General features: G+C 59.3%; 12 protein-coding genes. 10 read left to right on the top strand and 2 right to left on the bottom strand.

Annotation, left to right across the window (positions count from 1 at the left end; translation table 11 throughout):
* Window positions 1-84: 84 nt before the first annotated feature.
* The gene (locus AC3IUA_RS28015) at window positions 85-1083 is read right to left on the bottom strand and encodes an alpha/beta hydrolase family protein (RefSeq protein WP_489358013.1); all 999 of its coding nucleotides are present in this window, start codon (window positions 1081-1083) and stop codon (window positions 85-87) included.
* 74 nt (window positions 1084-1157) lie between these two features.
* Between AC3IUA_RS28015 and AC3IUA_RS28010 the strand changes: the two genes are divergently transcribed.
* The 9 genes from AC3IUA_RS28010 (at window position 1158) to trpE (ending at window position 12657) form a co-directional block, all read left to right on the top strand.
* Window positions 1158-3554, top strand: coding sequence for a PAS domain-containing sensor histidine kinase (locus AC3IUA_RS28010; protein WP_489358011.1), 2397 nt, complete (start codon window positions 1158-1160; stop codon window positions 3552-3554).
* Window positions 3555-3695: 141 nt separating this feature from the next.
* A complete protein-coding gene (locus AC3IUA_RS28005; RefSeq protein ID WP_489358010.1) occupies window positions 3696-4325 on the top strand; it encodes a response regulator in 630 nt (209 codons plus the stop codon).
* 330 nt (window positions 4326-4655) lie between these two features.
* Window positions 4656-5780: an ABC transporter ATP-binding protein gene (locus AC3IUA_RS28000; RefSeq protein ID WP_489358009.1), complete on the top strand. Its 1125-nt coding sequence runs from the start codon at window positions 4656-4658 to the stop codon at window positions 5778-5780.
* A 50-nt stretch (window positions 5781-5830) separates the two neighbouring features.
* Window positions 5831-6874, top strand: coding sequence for an ABC transporter substrate-binding protein (locus AC3IUA_RS27995; protein WP_489358008.1), 1044 nt, complete (start codon window positions 5831-5833; stop codon window positions 6872-6874).
* Window positions 6875-7114: 240 nt separating this feature from the next.
* Window positions 7115-8362 carry an ABC transporter permease gene (locus AC3IUA_RS27990; protein ID WP_489358007.1) on the top strand — a complete coding sequence of 416 codons (1248 nt, stop codon included), beginning with the start codon at window positions 7115-7117 and terminating at the stop codon, window positions 8360-8362.
* A gap of 13 nt (window positions 8363-8375) precedes the next feature.
* The gene (locus AC3IUA_RS27985) at window positions 8376-9200 is read left to right on the top strand and encodes an ABC transporter permease (protein ID WP_489358006.1); all 825 of its coding nucleotides are present in this window, start codon (window positions 8376-8378) and stop codon (window positions 9198-9200) included.
* Window positions 9201-9621: 421 nt separating this feature from the next.
* Window positions 9622-10296 carry a ribulose-phosphate 3-epimerase gene (rpe, locus tag AC3IUA_RS27980; protein ID WP_489358005.1) on the top strand — a complete coding sequence of 225 codons (675 nt, stop codon included), beginning with the start codon at window positions 9622-9624 and terminating at the stop codon, window positions 10294-10296.
* The gene (locus AC3IUA_RS27975; RefSeq protein ID WP_489358003.1) at window positions 10293-11111 is read left to right on the top strand and encodes a phosphoglycolate phosphatase; all 819 of its coding nucleotides are present in this window, start codon (window positions 10293-10295) and stop codon (window positions 11109-11111) included. Before rpe ends, AC3IUA_RS27975 begins: the two co-directional genes overlap by 4 nt.
* Before the next feature lie 70 nt (window positions 11112-11181).
* The gene (gene trpE / locus AC3IUA_RS27970) at window positions 11182-12657 is read left to right on the top strand and encodes an anthranilate synthase component I (protein ID WP_489358002.1); all 1476 of its coding nucleotides are present in this window, start codon (window positions 11182-11184) and stop codon (window positions 12655-12657) included.
* Between the two features lie 115 nt (window positions 12658-12772).
* Here the strand turns inward: trpE and estP are convergent, their stop codons facing one another.
* Complete coding sequence (estP, locus tag AC3IUA_RS27965) at window positions 12773-14680, bottom strand: esterase EstP (protein WP_489358001.1); 1908 nt, start codon at window positions 14678-14680, stop codon at window positions 12773-12775.
* A 407-nt stretch (window positions 14681-15087) separates the two neighbouring features.
* On the opposite strand from estP, the gene AC3IUA_RS27960 reads away from it, so the two are divergent.
* Window positions 15088-15681 carry an aminodeoxychorismate/anthranilate synthase component II gene (locus tag AC3IUA_RS27960; protein WP_489357999.1) on the top strand — a complete coding sequence of 198 codons (594 nt, stop codon included), beginning with the start codon at window positions 15088-15090 and terminating at the stop codon, window positions 15679-15681.
* Window positions 15682-15686: the final 5 nt, after the last annotated feature.

The raw sequence follows: 15686 nt of genomic DNA, 5'->3' as shown, positions 1-15686 counted from the left end.
AGATTTTGTTAACTGACCGGCATTGGTACAAGCCCGCTTCACACCGGGGATGATGTCGCTCCTGTGGGATAGGGCCGGGGGCGCTCAGCTGCCGCTATTCTGTGGGCTCAGCCAGCCGCGAACCCGCCGAAACAGCTGCTCTTGTTGGGCGACGTTATTCCCGGGCACCGCATTCAAGGATATCTGGGTGAAGTTTGCGCTCTTCAAGCGTTTGCTCGCTTGCAGACGGTGCAGGGCAGCGGCGCGCGCCAGTGCCTTGTCCTTATAGAAGAAGTCGGCGGTTGCCACTTTCAGGGTCGGGGTCAGTTCCGCCAGTTCCGGTTGGCCATTGAGCGGTTTTTGTGCAGCGATCATCACGAACTTCTCTATCTGCGAGGGTTGCTTCTCGCTCAGGTAACGCGCGGTCCAATAAGCCCCGGTGCCATGGCCCAACAAGACAATGCTGCGTGCATTCTGCTGTTCGGCAAAAGCGATCGCCGCATCAATTCGGGCGAAAATCCGCTCGGCGTCGGCCTTGATATGCTCTTCGGAAGTTTCGGCGACGGCCCGATCAGCGACATCCGCCTCACCACCGACCGCTTGTTCGATCGGCTTGGGCTCGGCGGTGCTGGCATCTTTGCTGCTAGTGTCCATGGCGGCCGGTGCGGGCGCGGCTTCGACAATCCGCGGCTGGCTGGCCTCGCTGCGCAGGTCCGGCAAGGTAATGCTCAGACTGCTCCAGTGGGCATTCGGTAGTTTTCGCCGCAATGGGCTGATTGCTTGAGGCCAGTCAGCTGTTTCGCCAGCGCCAGGGATGATAATCACCGTGCCGCGGGGTTCGCCGGTATTGGCCGGTTTCCAGAGCGCGAGGAAATTGTCGTTGCCAGCCAGCAACTGTTGTTGCTCCTGCTGCGGGATTTGGCGCTCGAGGGCTGCCGCTTCTTCCTGGCTACGCTCAAGCAGCGGTTGGCGCTCCAGCGGCTTTTCTTCTGCGGCTTTTTCCGTGGCGGCGGGAGCCGGGTCGGCGGCCTCGACTGAAAACGCACAAGGCAGGATCAGCGACAGGCACAATGCAGGCAGTGCCGAGCGGTAGACAGGGGGCATCGGATATTCCAGGCCAGAAGTAATTCCGGCAGCCTAATGGGTTGGTCAGTATTTGTCAGTGTGTGAGACTTCAGATGATGCGTTTTCGCTGCCTGTTGGTTATCGGCTGTTTTTGCCTGCCCTTGATGGTATGGGCGGCGCCTGCGCCCTCCGTTCCTGGCGCGCAGTTGAATGCCGAACAACGTCACTGGCTCGAGCAACACCCCGAGTTGCGTGTAGGACTGGTGCTGCAAGCGCCGTACGCCCAGTACGATCGCCGCTTGCAGCGCTTGTCCGGGGCCAACGTCGAGCTGATGCAATGGCTGGCCAAAGCCCTTCAGGTCGAGCTGAGCTGGCGCAACTTTGCCGACCAGGCGCAGTTGGAGGCCGCGGTGCGCAATGGCGAAGTCGACATCGCCCCAGGCCTGAACCAAACCCCTGCGGGGCTGAAGCTCTGGCAGTTTTCCGATCCCTATATGCGGGTTCCGCAACTGATCGTCAGTGCTCAGAAGGAGGCCGGTGCTGTTGAGCTGGAACAGCTCGACAGTCAGACCCGCGTCGCGGTGCGCATGCCCGGTACCGTTGCTGATTATCTGCGCAGCACCTACGGTAATCTCAATCTGCAAGGTGTCCCCCTGGAGCGCCAGGCGCTGCAGCTGCTGTTGAGCCAGCAGGCCCGATACGCGGTGGTTGATGAAGTGCAGTTTGGTCGCTTGTCCGCCGAGCCGGAGTTCGCTGACCTGGTGGTGGTCGGTGATATCGGTCTGCCGCAATTGCTGCGGATCGCTACACGACGTGATTGGCCCGAGCTGGCAGGGATCGTTGAAAGAGCGCTGCATGCCATTGCGGCGAAGGATCTGGAGCAGCTGCACAATCGCTGGCTGCAACCCAAGTATCCGCGCCTGGTCGAGTCGCGAGGCTTTTGGCAGAACCTCTGTCTGTTGCTGGCGGTGTTGTTGTTCAGCAGCATGGCCATCGTCGCCTGGCAACGTCGCCAGCAAAGCAGCCTTGAGCAACGTTTGCTGGCAGCCAGAGAAGACATCGCCCAGCGTGAGGCCAGCGAAGAAGCCTTGCGCCTGACGCAGTTTTCCATTGATCAAAGCACGGTGGGCATCCTCTGGGTCAACTGGGACAGCCATGTCCGTTATGCCAATCGGGCCGCAGAATCGATGCTCGGTTATGCCCCGGGTGGCGTCATCGACCGACCCTTGATCGACTTCGAACCTGGTCTGCACATGGATCGCTGGCTGACGCTGTGGAAGCGCGCCCGCGCCAGTGAGGAAGGACCACAGAGTTTTGAGACCCATTGCGTTCGGGCCGACGGCGGTATCCTGCCCACCGATGTATCGCTGAGTTTCATGCGTTTTCGCGATGGTGAGTATTTGGTGGTCTATCTCAACGACGTCACCGAGCGTCGTCGGGCGCTGGCCGCCTTGCAGGAAAGCGAGGCACGCCTGCAAGGTATCGCCGCGAATGTCCCGGGGCTGGTGTTTCGTCTGGAGCGGGCGCCGGTCACCGGGCAGATCGATTTTGCCTATATCAGTGAAGGCAGCGAGAGCCTGGTGGGGTATTCCCCGGCGACACTCAGCCATCGCGATATGGGTTTGCGCAGCCTGGTCCATCCGGACGACAAGGCCAGCTATCACCGGACCCAGGATCGGGCCCTGGATACCGACAGCGACTGGTCCTGGCAAGGGCGAATCGTGACCCGCCAGGGCGAGCAGCGCTGGGCGGAAATCAAGGCAATCACTCGGCGCCTGGAGGACGGCGCGGTGGTCTGGGACGGGATTGTCTGGGACATCAGCGAAAGCAAGCGCATCGAGCTGGAGTTGGCCAGTTCCCGCGAGCAGTTGCGCGAGTTGTCCGCTCACCTGGAGAGCGTGCGGGAAGAGGAAAAAGCCCGTATCGCCCGCGAAGTCCATGATGAATTGGGTCAGATGTTGACCGTTCTCAAGCTCGAAACCTCAATGTGCGAGCTGGCCTACGCGCAACTCGATCCAGGCTTGAACGAGCGGCTCAACAGCATGAAACGCTTGATCGCCCAGCTGTTCCAGCTAGTGCGCGATGTAGCCACGGCGCTGCGTCCGCCGATTCTCGATGCGGGGATCGCTTCGGCCATCGAGTGGCAGGCGCGGCGTTTCGAGGCACGCACACAGATCCCGTGCCTGGTACAGGTGCCGGAAAACCTGCCGGTCCTCAGTGACGCCAAGGCCATTGGTTTGTTCCGGATCCTGCAGGAGGCGCTGACCAATGTCATGCGCCATGCTCAGGCGCATACTGTCGAACTGAGCCTGACCCTCGAAGGCGGCGACTTATGCCTGACGGTCAGCGACGATGGTCAGGGCTTCGTCCCGACCACCGGCCGGCCGACGTCGTTTGGTGTGGTCGGCATGCGCGAGCGGGTATTGATCATGGGCGGCAGTCTGTCGCTGGAAAGTGAGCTGGGGGAAGGCACGACATTGAGCGTGCGAGTGCCGCTGGGTGAGTCCTGAGGGTGCTGCCTGGTTTGCACTGATGTCTTGGTGGGCAAGCGGAACGTCGCCCGGCCGCTTCTACAGGATAGTGGAGGGGTGGTGGAAGCCGGCTTGCCCGCGAAGGGTCGTGAAGCGGTCTGAATTAATCAGGAGAAGAAAGTGATCCGTGTACTGGTAGCCGAAGACCACACCATTGTTCGTGAAGGCATCAAGCAATTGATCGGCCTGGCCAAGGATCTGATTGTGGTGGGGGAGGCAAGCAATGGCGAACAATTGCTCGAAACCTTGCGCCATATTCCTTGTGAAGTAGTGTTGCTGGACATCTCCATGCCCGGCGTCAACGGCCTGGAGGCGATTCCACGGATTCGCGCGCTGAACAATCCTCCGGCGATTCTAGTGCTGTCGATGCACGACGAAGCGCAGATGGCCGCGCGCGCATTGAAAGTCGGTGCCGCCGGTTATGCCACCAAGGACAGCGATCCGGCGCTGCTGTTGACCGCGATCCGCAAGGTTGCGGCCGGCGGACGTTACATTGACCCGGACCTGGCCGACCGGATGGTCTTCGAAGTCGGTCTGACCGATTCGCGGCCATTGCATGCGTTGCTATCGGAGCGCGAATTTTCGGTGTTCGAGCGCCTGGCCCAGGGCGCGAACGTCAACGACATCGCCCAGCAACTGGCGTTGAGCAGCAAGACCATCAGTACCCATAAGGCGCGGCTGATGCAGAAACTCAACATCACGTCACTGGCGGAGCTGGTGAAATACGCGATGGAGCACAAGCTGCTCTGACCGTAGGAGCTGCCGCAGGCTGCGATCTTTTGATCTTGCTTTTGCTTTCGCGGCGCTAGGGGGAAAAAGATCGCAGCCTGCGGCAGCTCCTACGGGGGATCGTGCAGGCATATCCATTTGCGACATCCGCGAAAAGCCGCTGTCGCCCGTTCTTGAGGCTTGCAGCCTGAGGCTTGCCGCTGCCGCTCTCCAATCCCGCCATCCTTGTAGGGCAATCCCTACCCCGAAGCTTCCATCCGGCTTAGGCGAATCTCTCATACCCCCCGATTTGCGTGCTCCCCAGCCTCCACTAGGCTTAGTCCACGGCAGTCCAAAACAAAAGGTGTGGGTATGAGCGAGGTCAATTCAAGTGCTGGGGCCAATGATGTTCTGGTCAGCTTTCGTGGGGTACAAAAGAGCTACGACGGCGAGAACCTGATCGTCAAAGACCTCAACCTGGAGATTCGCAAAGGTGAATTCCTCACCCTGCTAGGGCCTTCCGGCTCCGGCAAGACCACCAGCCTGATGATGCTGGCGGGCTTCGAGACCCCGACTGCCGGCGAAATCCAGCTGGCCGGGCGCTCGATCAACAACGTGCCGCCACACAAACGCGACATCGGCATGGTGTTCCAGAACTATGCGCTGTTCCCGCACATGACCGTCGCCGAGAACCTGGCGTTCCCGTTGTCGGTGCGTGGCCTGAACAAGACCGACATCAGCGATCGGGTAAAACGCGTGCTGAGCATGGTTCAGCTCGACGCCTTCGCCCAGCGTTATCCGGCCCAGCTTTCCGGTGGCCAGCAACAGCGTGTGGCCCTGGCCCGGGCGCTGGTGTTCGAACCGCAACTGGTGCTGATGGACGAACCCCTTGGTGCCCTCGATAAACAGCTGCGTGAACACATGCAGATGGAGATCAAGCACCTGCATCAGCGCCTGGGTTTGACAGTGGTCTACGTGACCCACGACCAGGGTGAAGCGCTGACCATGTCCGATCGGGTGGCGGTATTTCATCAGGGCGAGATCCAACAGATCGCAGCTCCGCGCACCCTCTATGAAGAGCCGAAGAACACCTTTGTCGCCAACTTCATCGGCGAGAACAACCGTCTCAATGGCCGCTTGCACAGTCAGAGCGGTGATCGTTGCGTGGTCGAGCTCAGCCGCGGCGAGAAGGTCGAGGCGCTGGCGGTGAATGTCGGCAAGACCGGCGAACCAGTGACCCTGTCGATTCGTCCGGAGCGAGTGAGTCTGAACGGTTCCAGCGAATCCTGCGTCAACCGCTTCTCGGGCAGGGTGGAGGAGTTCATCTATCTGGGCGACCACGTTCGCGTTCGCCTGGAAGTCTGCGGCAAGAACGATTTCTTTGTGAAACAACCGATCGCCGAGCTGGATCCGGCTCTGGCAGTCGGTGATGTGGTACCGCTTGGCTGGCAGGTCGAACACGTTCGCGCGCTCGACCCACTTCTAGAGGCGCATTGATCGCCCCCTTGGTTTACCAACACCAATCCTGCACGTGGAGAGAACAATAAATGTTGAGATCCCTGAAATTCACCGCTCTGACCCTGGGTCTGATGGGGGCGGCGCACGCGATGGCGGCGGGCCCGGACCTGACCGTGGTGTCCTTTGGCGGGGCGAACAAGGCGGCTCAGGTCAAAGCCTTCTACGCACCATGGGAAGCGGCGGGTAACGGCAAGATCGTCGCCGGCGAATACAACGGCGAGATGGCCAAGGTTAAAGCCATGGTCGACACCAAGAGCGTGTCCTGGGACCTGGTGGAAGTGGAATCGCCAGAGCTGTCTCGCGGCTGTGACGAAGACATGTTCGAGCAACTCGACCCGGCGCTGTTCGGCAAAACCGAGGACTACGTCAAAGGCGCTATCCAGCCTTGCGGCGTGGGCTTTTTCGTGTGGTCGACCGTGCTGGCCTACAACGCCGACAAGCTGAAAAGCGCACCGGCCGGTTGGGTGGATTTCTGGGATACCAAGAAATTCCCGGGTAAGCGTGGCCTGCGCAAAGGCGCCAAGTACACCCTGGAATTCGCCTTGATGGCTGACGGCGTTGCGCCGAAAGACGTCTACAAGGTGCTGGCCGGCAAGGACGGCCAGGACCGCGCCTTCAAGAAACTCGAAGAGCTCAAGCCTAGCATTCAGTGGTGGGAAGCGGGCGCTCAGCCGCCGCAGTATCTGGCTTCCGGCGACGTAGTGATGAGTTCGGCCTACAACGGTCGGATCGCTGCCGTGCAGAAAGAAAGCAACCTGAAGGTCGTGTGGAACGGCGGTATCTACGACTTCGACGCATGGGCAATTCCAAAAGGCCTGGATAAAGCCCGCGCCGAAGCGGCGAAGAAATTCATCGCTTTCTCGGTCATGCCGCAACAGCAGAAGACCTACTCGGAAAACATCGCGTACGGCCCGGCCAACACCCAGGCCGTTCCGCTGTTGGCCAAAGATGTCCTGAAAGACATGCCGACCACTCCGGAAAACATCGCCAACCAGGTGCAGATCGACGTCAGCTTCTGGGCTGACAACGGCGAGCAACTGGAGCAGCGCTTCAACTCATGGGCGGCCAAGTAGGAGCTGCCGCAGGCTGCGATCTTTTGATCTTGCTTTAGATCTTCAGCGCTCTCAAAGCCGCCAAAGATCGCAGGTCTGCGATCTTTTGATCTTGCTTTAGATCTTCAGCGCTCTCAAGGCCGTCAAAAGATCGCAGGCTACGCCAGCTCCTACAGATGTACGTTTTAAACATAAACAGAGGCGGCCTTCCGGTTGTCGGATGCCGCCCTCTGTAACGATCAAAGATTTCCGGAGTCCGCTATGGCCATCACCGTTCCCCTGAACGAGGTCACCAGCCCCACCTTGAAGCAGCGACTGGCACGCGCCGAGCGGGTCAACCGCTGGAAGGCACAAGCCTTGATCGCGCCCTTGGTGCTGTTTCTGTTGCTGGTGTTCCTGGTGCCGATCGTGGCGCTGCTCTACAAGAGCGTTGCTAACCCGGAAGTGGTTGGCGGAATGCCGCGTACTGTTGCAGCTGTCGCTGCCTGGGATGGTCGAGGCTTGCCGGGCGAGCCGGTGTACAAGGCCGCCAGCGAAGACCTGGCCGAAGCCCGCAAGAATCAAACCTTGGGCGATCTGTCCAAGCGCCTGAACATGGAGTTGGCCGGCTATCGGAGCCTGCTGACCAAAACCGCACGAGCACTACCGTTCAAGACCGAGCCAGCCTCTTATAAAGAAGCGTTGGAGAGTCTCGATGAGCGTTGGGGCGACCCGGCGTACTGGCAGGTGATCCGCCGCAACACCAGCAGCCTGACACCTTATTACCTGCTGGCCGCTGTCGATCACCGTATCGACGATCTGGGTGAAGTAGCCCCGGCCACTCCAGACCAGGCGATTTACCTCGATATTTTCGCCCGCACTTTCTGGATGGGTCTGATCATCACCGCGATCTGCCTGGTGCTGGCCTATCCGTTGGCCTACCTGCTGGCCAATCTGCCGTCGCGGCAAAGCAACCTGCTGATGATTCTGGTGCTGCTGCCGTTCTGGACCTCGATTCTCGTACGGGTGGCGGCCTGGATTGTCTTGCTGCAATCGGGCGGGCTGATCAACAGCGGGCTGATGGCCATGGGCATCATCGATAAACCGTTGGAGCTGGTGTTCAACCGCACCGGGGTTTACATCTCCATGGTGCACATCCTGCTGCCGTTCATGATTCTGCCGATCTACAGCGTGATGAAAGGCATTTCGCCTACCTATATGCGGGCGGCGATCTCCCTCGGGTGCCATCCATTCGCCAGCTTCTGGCGGGTGTACTTCCCGCAGACCTATGCCGGTGTCGGCGCTGGTTGCCTGTTGGTGTTCATTCTGGCGATCGGTTACTACATCACCCCGGCGCTGCTTGGCAGCCCGAACGATCAGATGGTCAGTTACTTCGTCGCCTTCTACACCAACACCAGTATCAACTGGGGTATGGCGACTGCACTCGGTGGGTTGCTGCTGTTGGCGACCGTCGTGCTCTATCTGATTTACAACTGGCTGGTGGGCGCCAGTCGCCTGCGCCTGAGCTAAGGAGAGAACCGAAATGCTGAGCCCTTATATGTCGCCCGTTGAGCGGGTCTGGTTCTACAGCTTGCGTATTCTCTGCGGGCTGATCCTGTTGTTCCTGATCCTGCCGGTGCTGGTGATCATTCCATTGTCGTTCAACTCCGGCAGCTTCCTGGTTTACCCGCTGCAAGGTTTCTCGCTGCATTGGTACCAGGATTTCTTCGCCTCGGCGGAGTGGATGCGGTCCCTGAAGAACAGCATTATCGTTGCCCCTGCGGCGACTGTAATCGCAATGATTTTCGGCACACTGGCGGCCATCGGTCTGACTCGCGGCGATTTCCCCGGCAAACCGTTGGTAATGGCGTTGGTGATTTCACCGATGGTGGTGCCGGTGGTGATCATTGGCGTGGCCAGTTACCTGACCTTCGCTCCGCTGGGATTTGGCAACAGCTATATATCGCTGATCGTGGTGCATGCGGTGTTGGGCGTGCCGTTCGTGATCATTACCGTGTCGGCTACTTTGCAAGGTTTCAATCAGAATCTGGTGCGTGCGGCGGCCAGCCTTGGCGCTTCGCCGCTGACGGCATTCCGCCGTGTGACCTTGCCATTGATCGCGCCGGGGGTGATTTCAGGGGCGCTGTTTGCCTTCGCGACGTCGTTCGATGAGGTGGTGGTAACGTTGTTCCTCGCCGGTCCCCAACAGGCGACCTTGCCTCGACAGATGTTCAGCGGCATCCGCGAAAACCTCAGCCCGACCATCGCCGCCGCCGCCACCCTGTTGATCGCTTTTTCGGTGATCCTGCTGCTGACCCTGGAATGGTTGCGTGGGCGTAGCGAGAAACTGCGTACGGCTCAGGTCTGACGGCATTCCCCTGTAGGAGCTGCCGCAGGCTGCGATCTTTTTCTCGGGTTCACTTGAATTTCAAGCGAAAGATCAAAAGATCGCAGCCTTCGGCAGCTCCTACGACGTTGTATTTCCCAGCTATCCTTGTGCCCAGCTCTCAAAACAATAAAAAGAGGCTGAGCCGATGAGTCTGTACGAAATCTTCGATCGGGTCCTGCCTGATCCGGCCGAAGTCGAAGACTGCATGCGCGCCTATCGCGAAGGCGGGGATCGCGTTTGATGCGCAACAATCCGCGCAAGCTCAGTGCCGTTGATATCGAGAAGATTTATCGCGCCGCTTATTAGTGCCTTTCATCCAATCATCGAGGTCACAGTGCGCGCTGGAAAGCATGCGGTATACAATGCGCGCCATCGTGAATCTGCTCAAAAAAGGTGCGTCATGCAGCCCTTCGCAATTGCTCCGTCGATTCTCTCCGCCGATTTCGCCCGTCTGGGAGAGGAAGTGGACAACGTTCTCGCCGCTGGCGCCGATATCGTGCACTTCGATGTCATGGATAACCACTACGTGCCGAACCTGACCATCGGCCCGATGGTCTGTTCTGCTCTGCGCAAATATGGCATCACCGCGCCGATCGACGCGCACCTGATGGTCAGCCCGGTGGATCGTATCATCGGCGACTTCATCGACGCCGGTGCGACTTACATCACTTTCCACCCGGAAGCTACGCTGCATGTCGACCGTTCCCTGCAAATGATCCGCGAAGGCGGTTGCAAGGCTGGTCTGGTGTTCAATCCGGCTACCCCGCTGGACGTGCTCAAGTACGTGATGGACAAAGTCGACATGATCCTGCTGATGAGCGTCAACCCGGGTTTTGGCGGGCAGAAGTTCATTCCCGGGACCCTCGACAAACTGCGGGAAGTGCGGGCGCTGATCGATGCGTCGGGGCGCGACATCCGCCTGGAGATCGACGGTGGGGTCAATGTGAACAACATTCGCGAAATCGCTGCAGCAGGTGCTGACACCTTCGTTGCCGGCTCGGCGATCTTCAATGCACCGAACTACCAAGAGGTGATCGAAAAGATGCGTTCCGAACTGGCGCTGGCTCGCCCATGAGTGGCTTTGAGCAACTGTTCCCCGGGTGTCTGCCGCGACTGGTGATGTTCGATCTGGATGGCACCCTGGTCGATTCGGTCCCTGACCTCGCGCTGGCCGTGGATAACATGCTGCTCAAGCTCGGGCGTGCGCCTGCCGGTATCGAATCGGTGCGCGAATGGGTTGGCAACGGCGCGCCGGTGCTGGTTCGCCGCGCGCTGGCTGAAAGTCTCGATCATTCAGCGGTCGACGATACCGAAGCCGAGCAGGCATTGGAGCTTTTCATGGAAGCCTATGCGCAGAGCCATGAACTGACCGTGGTCTATCCCGGGGTGCGCGACACGCTGAAATGGTTGCACAAGCAGGGTGTGGAAATGGCCCTGATCACCAACAAGCCCGAACGGTTTGTCGCACCCTTGCTGGATCAAATGAAGATCGGCCGGTATTTCCGCTGGATCATCGGTGGTGACACCCTGCCGCAGAAGAAACCCGATCCGGCGGCACTGTTTTTCGTGATGAAAATGGCCAACGTGCCAGCGTCCCAGTCGTTGTTCGTCGGTGATTCGCGCAGCGATGTGCTGGCGGCGAAAGCGGCGGGGGTGAAGTGTGTTGCGCTCAGCTATGGCTACAACCACGGCCGACCGATAGCCGAAGAGTCGCCGGCGCTGGTGATCGATGACCTGCGCCATTTAATTCCCGGTTGCCTGGATCTTGCCGCTGGGATAACGTTGGCCGACGTTGCTCAACCCCCTCCTAGAGATTCCATCGTGGTGGTCACTCGCAAGCTCTGGATGAAAGTCATCAAGGCCCTGGCCCGCTGGCGTTGGCGCGCCTGACTTGATTCTGGCCGGTTATCCGGCGCGTTTGCACAACTGACCGTTAGACCCTCAAGCCACGAGGCTACTCATGATCCGCGAAGAATTCCTGCGTTTGGCCGCTGCCGGCTACAACCGCATTCCGCTTGCCTGCGAAACCCTGGCTGACTTCGACACGCCGTTGTCGATCTACCTGAAGCTGGCCGACCAGCCGAACTCCTACCTGCTGGAATCGGTGCAGGGCGGTGAAAAGTGGGGCCGTTATTCGATCATCGGCCTGCCGTGCCGCACCGTGTTACGTGTTCATGATCATCAGGTCAGTGTGACCCAGGAGGGTGTGGAGATCGAAAGCCACCAGGTCGAAGACCCGCTGGCGTTCGTCGAAGCATTCAAGGCACGCTACAACGTACCGACCATTGCCGGCTTGCCACGCTTCAACGGTGGGCTGGTGGGTTACTTCGGCTATGACTGTGTGCGTTATGTGGAGAAGCGTCTGGGCAAATGCCCGAACCCGGATCCGCTGGGCGTGCCGGACATTCTGCTGATGGTTTCCGATGCGGTGGTGGTGTTCGACAACCTCGCCGGCAAGATGCACGCGATTGTCCTGGCAGATCCTTCTCAGGAAAACGCCTACGAGAATGGCCAGGCGCAACTGGAAGCGTTGTTGGAAAAACTCCGTCAGCCGATCACCCCGCGTCGCGGTCTGGACTTCAGCAAGCAACAGGCCGCTGATCCGGTGTTTCGTTCGAGTTTCACCCAGGACGACTACGAGCGGGCGGTGGACACCATCAAGGAATACATCCTCGCCGGTGACTGCATGCAGGTGGTGCCGTCGCAACGGATGTCGATCGATTTCAAGGCCGCACCCATCGATCTGTACCGTGCGCTGCGCTGTTTCAACCCGACGCCGTATATGTATTTCTTCAACTTCGGCGACTTCCATGTCGTCGGCAGTTCGCCGGAAGTACTGGTGCGGGTCGAAGACAATCTGATTACCGTGCGGCCAATCGCCGGCACCCGCCCGCGTGGGGCCAACGAGGAGGCTGATCTGGCGCTGGAAGAAGACCTGCTGTCCGATGCCAAGGAAATCGCCGAGCACTTGATGCTGATTGACCTGGGTCGCAACGATACCGGTCGGGTGTCGGAGGTCGGTTCGGTGAAACTCACCGAGAAAATGGTCATCGAGCGCTATTCCAACGTGATGCACATCGTCTCCAACGTCACCGGCCAACTGAAAGCCGGCCTGACGGCCATGGACGCACTGCGGGCGATTCTGCCAGCGGGCACCTTGTCCGGCGCGCCGAAAATTCGCGCGATGGAAATCATCGATGAGCTGGAGCCGGTCAAACGTGGCGTCTATGGTGGCGCCGTGGGCTATTTCGCCTGGAACGGGAACATGGATACCGCGATTGCGATTCGTACGGCAGTGATCAAGAACGGTGAGCTGCATGTACAGGCCGGTGGCGGTATCGTCGCGGACTCAGTGCCAGCCCTGGAATGGGAAGAGACACTGAACAAGCGCCGCGCGATGTTCCGCGCCGTGGCCCTCGCCGAACAAACGCCATGACGTTAGCCCAATAAAAAAACGCTGCCCCCATAAAGAGGCAGCGTTTTTTTTGTCACAACCGTAAATGTAGGAGCTGCCGCAGGCTGCGATCTTTTGATCTTTTGGATCGCCAGACCTAGAAATCCAGGCTGACCCCAAGGCTCACGCCCTGTTGGGTAAAGTCATCGTCCTTGCGAAAGCTATAACCGCCGCGTAACGCCAGGTCGGCGGTCAGCTTATGACTAACTCCCAGGCTCACGCGGTTCAGATGGCTCTGTGGGGTGTAGCCCTCCAGGGTGAAATCGTTATTGGGCAGGCTGTTAAGCGCGATGTTCAAGTGCTGGACATCGTCTTCATACTCGCGTTCGTGAGCGTATTCGCCGAACACCTGAGTTTGCCGGGTGATCTGGTATTTGCCCTGCAAACCCGCGCCGAGACGCTTGGAGGTGCGCGTCTGATCGTCATAGGTCAGCGAAGTTGCACGTGCGCCTTTCTCGGAATAACCGTCGACTTCAACCCGCGCGTAATCGGCGCTGATAAAAGGCGACAAATGCCATTCGCTGCCTGGTTGCGCGATGTCATAACCCAAGCGGGTGCTGAAGGCCCAGAGATCACCATCGGTATCGCCTTTCTCGGCGCCTTCACTGACACCCAGGGCGAACTTGCGTTTGAGGTTGTCGAAGTCCAGATGGCCGCCGGTCAGCGCCGCGTCAGCCCACCAGCGATTCTGTTGGTACTGGGCGAAAACGCTGCCCAGATAACTGTTGAGTTTGTAGTCGGAATCGCGGTCTCCTGCTTCAAGGTCCTGGCGGTAGAAACCCGTCGCGACGCCCAGGCGCCATGCATCGGTGAGCCGGTAGCTGCCGCCGACCGTCAGGTTATAGCCAGTACCATCGGCACTGGCGGCACTGTTTTGATCGTCGATATCCAGGTGTTGACCGCCGCCCGCAACAATTGCCCGCCATTGGCCGACACCTTGCCAGTTTTCCCAGTCGCTCAGCCATTGGCTGCGCAGCTCATCCTGATGGGCGCGCAAGGTGCCTTGAGCCATTTCTGGCAGCAGGGTTATTTCCCATGGCGCAGCCAGCAGAGAGTAGGCGTAGTCGGCGATCAGTCGCTGGCCGGCCTCGGTGGGGTGAACCGAGTCGTTATAGATCAGCTTGGTCGGATCAGGGTTGGCGCTGTTGATCCCATAGGTGGCGTTTTCGATGCAACCGTTGCCGCTGAAGCAGGTGGCGGTGAGGTTCTGGTCCGCGCCCAGGCCGAATCGGGCGGGGTCGGCAAAGGTGTCCTTCAACAGCAATGGAATGTTAAGCGGGATGACCTCGGCCTTGACCTGAGCCAGTTGCGTGACCAGTTGCTGGTTGAACGCTTCGCTGAGCCGGGTGCCGATTACCTGCGCTGGACCGCCATTGAGGGCCGGTGTCAGGCCCAGGTCGGGAAGCAACCAGACTACGATATATTTGGCCCCGGCCTGCTGCAGAACCTGGACGCTATCGACCAGTCGGTCGGCGGCCGCGTTGGCCTGGTCGACGTTGAGAATCCGCCCTTGCAGAAAGTCATTGCCGCCGCCGGAAAGGTAATACAGCGCCTTGGGATCGGCGCGGAAGTTGTTCGCCACCAGATAACCCGGACGACTGCGTTCGCCGGTGTCGGATTCGGTGGTAATCGAGTCGAGGATCTCATCGGTACGGTAGCCGCCCACCGCCCAGTTGTTACCATCCGGCAGGCCTTGGCTGGCACGGGCTGCCGAGGTCGAGGCGGCCACCTGGTCAGGCGAAAACCCGAGTTTTGCGCCCAGCAATTGGGTCGAGTTGGCGGAGCGGATTTCACCGCTGCCGTCCAGATAGAGCGGACCGGTACGGTTGGTAAAACGTTGCGTTGCACCGGTGGGGCCGCCCGGATCAGTGAACTGTCCAGCGTCGTTCAGGCTGTCGCCAAACACCACAAAGTTTGAGTAAGGGGAGGGGGCGGCTATCGCCTGGGCACAGGCCAGGGAGAGAAGAGCGCCTGCAAGCGGTACAAACAACGTCTGTTTGATCATGGGCAAGTCCGTTTAGTTATTGTTGTATAGAACGAAACGACAGTACCAAAATCTTTTAAGCTTTAGCTATGGCTAATGGCCTCATCAGTTCTTTGGTCCTGCAAGGGCGGCGCCATATTGCACCCTCTGCTCAGCTAAGTTACTGTGCCGGGATCTATAAATGAGACCTTCCCCGTGTTGATCGTCAGCAAACTCTTGATGCGAGTAGTCAAGGCCCACGCCCGTTGGCGTTGGCGCGCCTGACATTTCTCTGCCGGCCCGCCCGGACCTGTACCGATTTGCCTTCTCTACCCCTGTGAAACACCGCGTGTGCTGGCTCAAGTCCAGCAACTGACAGAGCGGAAGACACTGCGGGTAAATCATCTGAAGGCCGTATTAAAAATCAGTGAATTCAAGAGGTTGTAACCATGTTGCTGATGATCGATAACTACGACTCTTTTACTTACAACGTTGTGCAGTACCTCGGCGAGCTGGGCTCGGACGTGAAGGTCGTGCGCAACGATGAACTGACCATTGCCGAAATCGAAGCCCTCAAGCCTGAGCGCATCGTCGTTTCCCCTGGCCCGTGCACCCCGACTGAAGCCGGTGTTTCCCTGGAAGTCATCAAGCACTTTGCCGGCAAGTTACCTATTCTTGGTGTATGCCTCGGTCATCAATCTATCGGCCAGGCATTTGGCGGCGACGTGGTACGCGCCCGTCAAGTCATGCACGGTAAGACTAGCCCGGTATTCCACGCGGACAAGGGTGTGTTCGCAGGCTTGAACCATCCATTGACGGTCACGCGGTATCACTCGCTGATCGTCAAGCGCGAAACCTTGCCCGAATGTCTGGAATTGACCGCCTGGACACAACTTGAAGATGGCTCCATTGACGAGATCATGGGCCTTCGTCACAAAACGCTGAACATCGAGGGTGTGCAGTTTCACCCCGAGTCGATCCTCACCGAGCAGGGCCACGAGCTGTTCGCCAATTTCCTCAAGCAGAGCGGCGGCACGCGCTAAGGACT

It is taken from the genome of Pseudomonas sp. KH_050, assembly GCF_057838875.1.
Note: the sequence above shows the minus strand (reverse complement) of the source record. Positions and strands in the feature narration are given on the sequence as shown.

Excerpts from the sequence above, each read along its gene's own strand:
- AC3IUA_RS28015 (WP_489358013.1), bottom strand. The coding sequence starts at position 1,083 with ATGCCCCCTGTCTACCGCTCGGCACTGCCTGCATTGTGCCTGTCGCTG.
- AC3IUA_RS28010 (WP_489358011.1), top strand. The coding sequence starts at position 1,158 with ATGATGCGTTTTCGCTGCCTGTTGGTTATCGGCTGTTTTTGCCTGCCC.
- AC3IUA_RS28000 (WP_489358009.1), top strand. The coding sequence starts at position 4,656 with ATGAGCGAGGTCAATTCAAGTGCTGGGGCCAATGATGTTCTGGTCAGC.
- AC3IUA_RS27995 (WP_489358008.1), top strand. The coding sequence starts at position 5,831 with ATGTTGAGATCCCTGAAATTCACCGCTCTGACCCTGGGTCTGATGGGG.
- AC3IUA_RS27990 (WP_489358007.1), top strand. The coding sequence starts at position 7,115 with ATGGCCATCACCGTTCCCCTGAACGAGGTCACCAGCCCCACCTTGAAG.
- AC3IUA_RS27985 (WP_489358006.1), top strand. The coding sequence starts at position 8,376 with ATGCTGAGCCCTTATATGTCGCCCGTTGAGCGGGTCTGGTTCTACAGC.
- rpe (WP_489358005.1), top strand. The coding sequence starts at position 9,622 with ATGCAGCCCTTCGCAATTGCTCCGTCGATTCTCTCCGCCGATTTCGCC.
- AC3IUA_RS27975 (WP_489358003.1), top strand. The coding sequence starts at position 10,293 with ATGAGTGGCTTTGAGCAACTGTTCCCCGGGTGTCTGCCGCGACTGGTG.
- trpE (WP_489358002.1), top strand. The coding sequence starts at position 11,182 with ATGATCCGCGAAGAATTCCTGCGTTTGGCCGCTGCCGGCTACAACCGC.
- estP (WP_489358001.1), bottom strand. The coding sequence starts at position 14,680 with ATGATCAAACAGACGTTGTTTGTACCGCTTGCAGGCGCTCTTCTCTCC.
- AC3IUA_RS27960 (WP_489357999.1), top strand. The coding sequence starts at position 15,088 with ATGTTGCTGATGATCGATAACTACGACTCTTTTACTTACAACGTTGTG.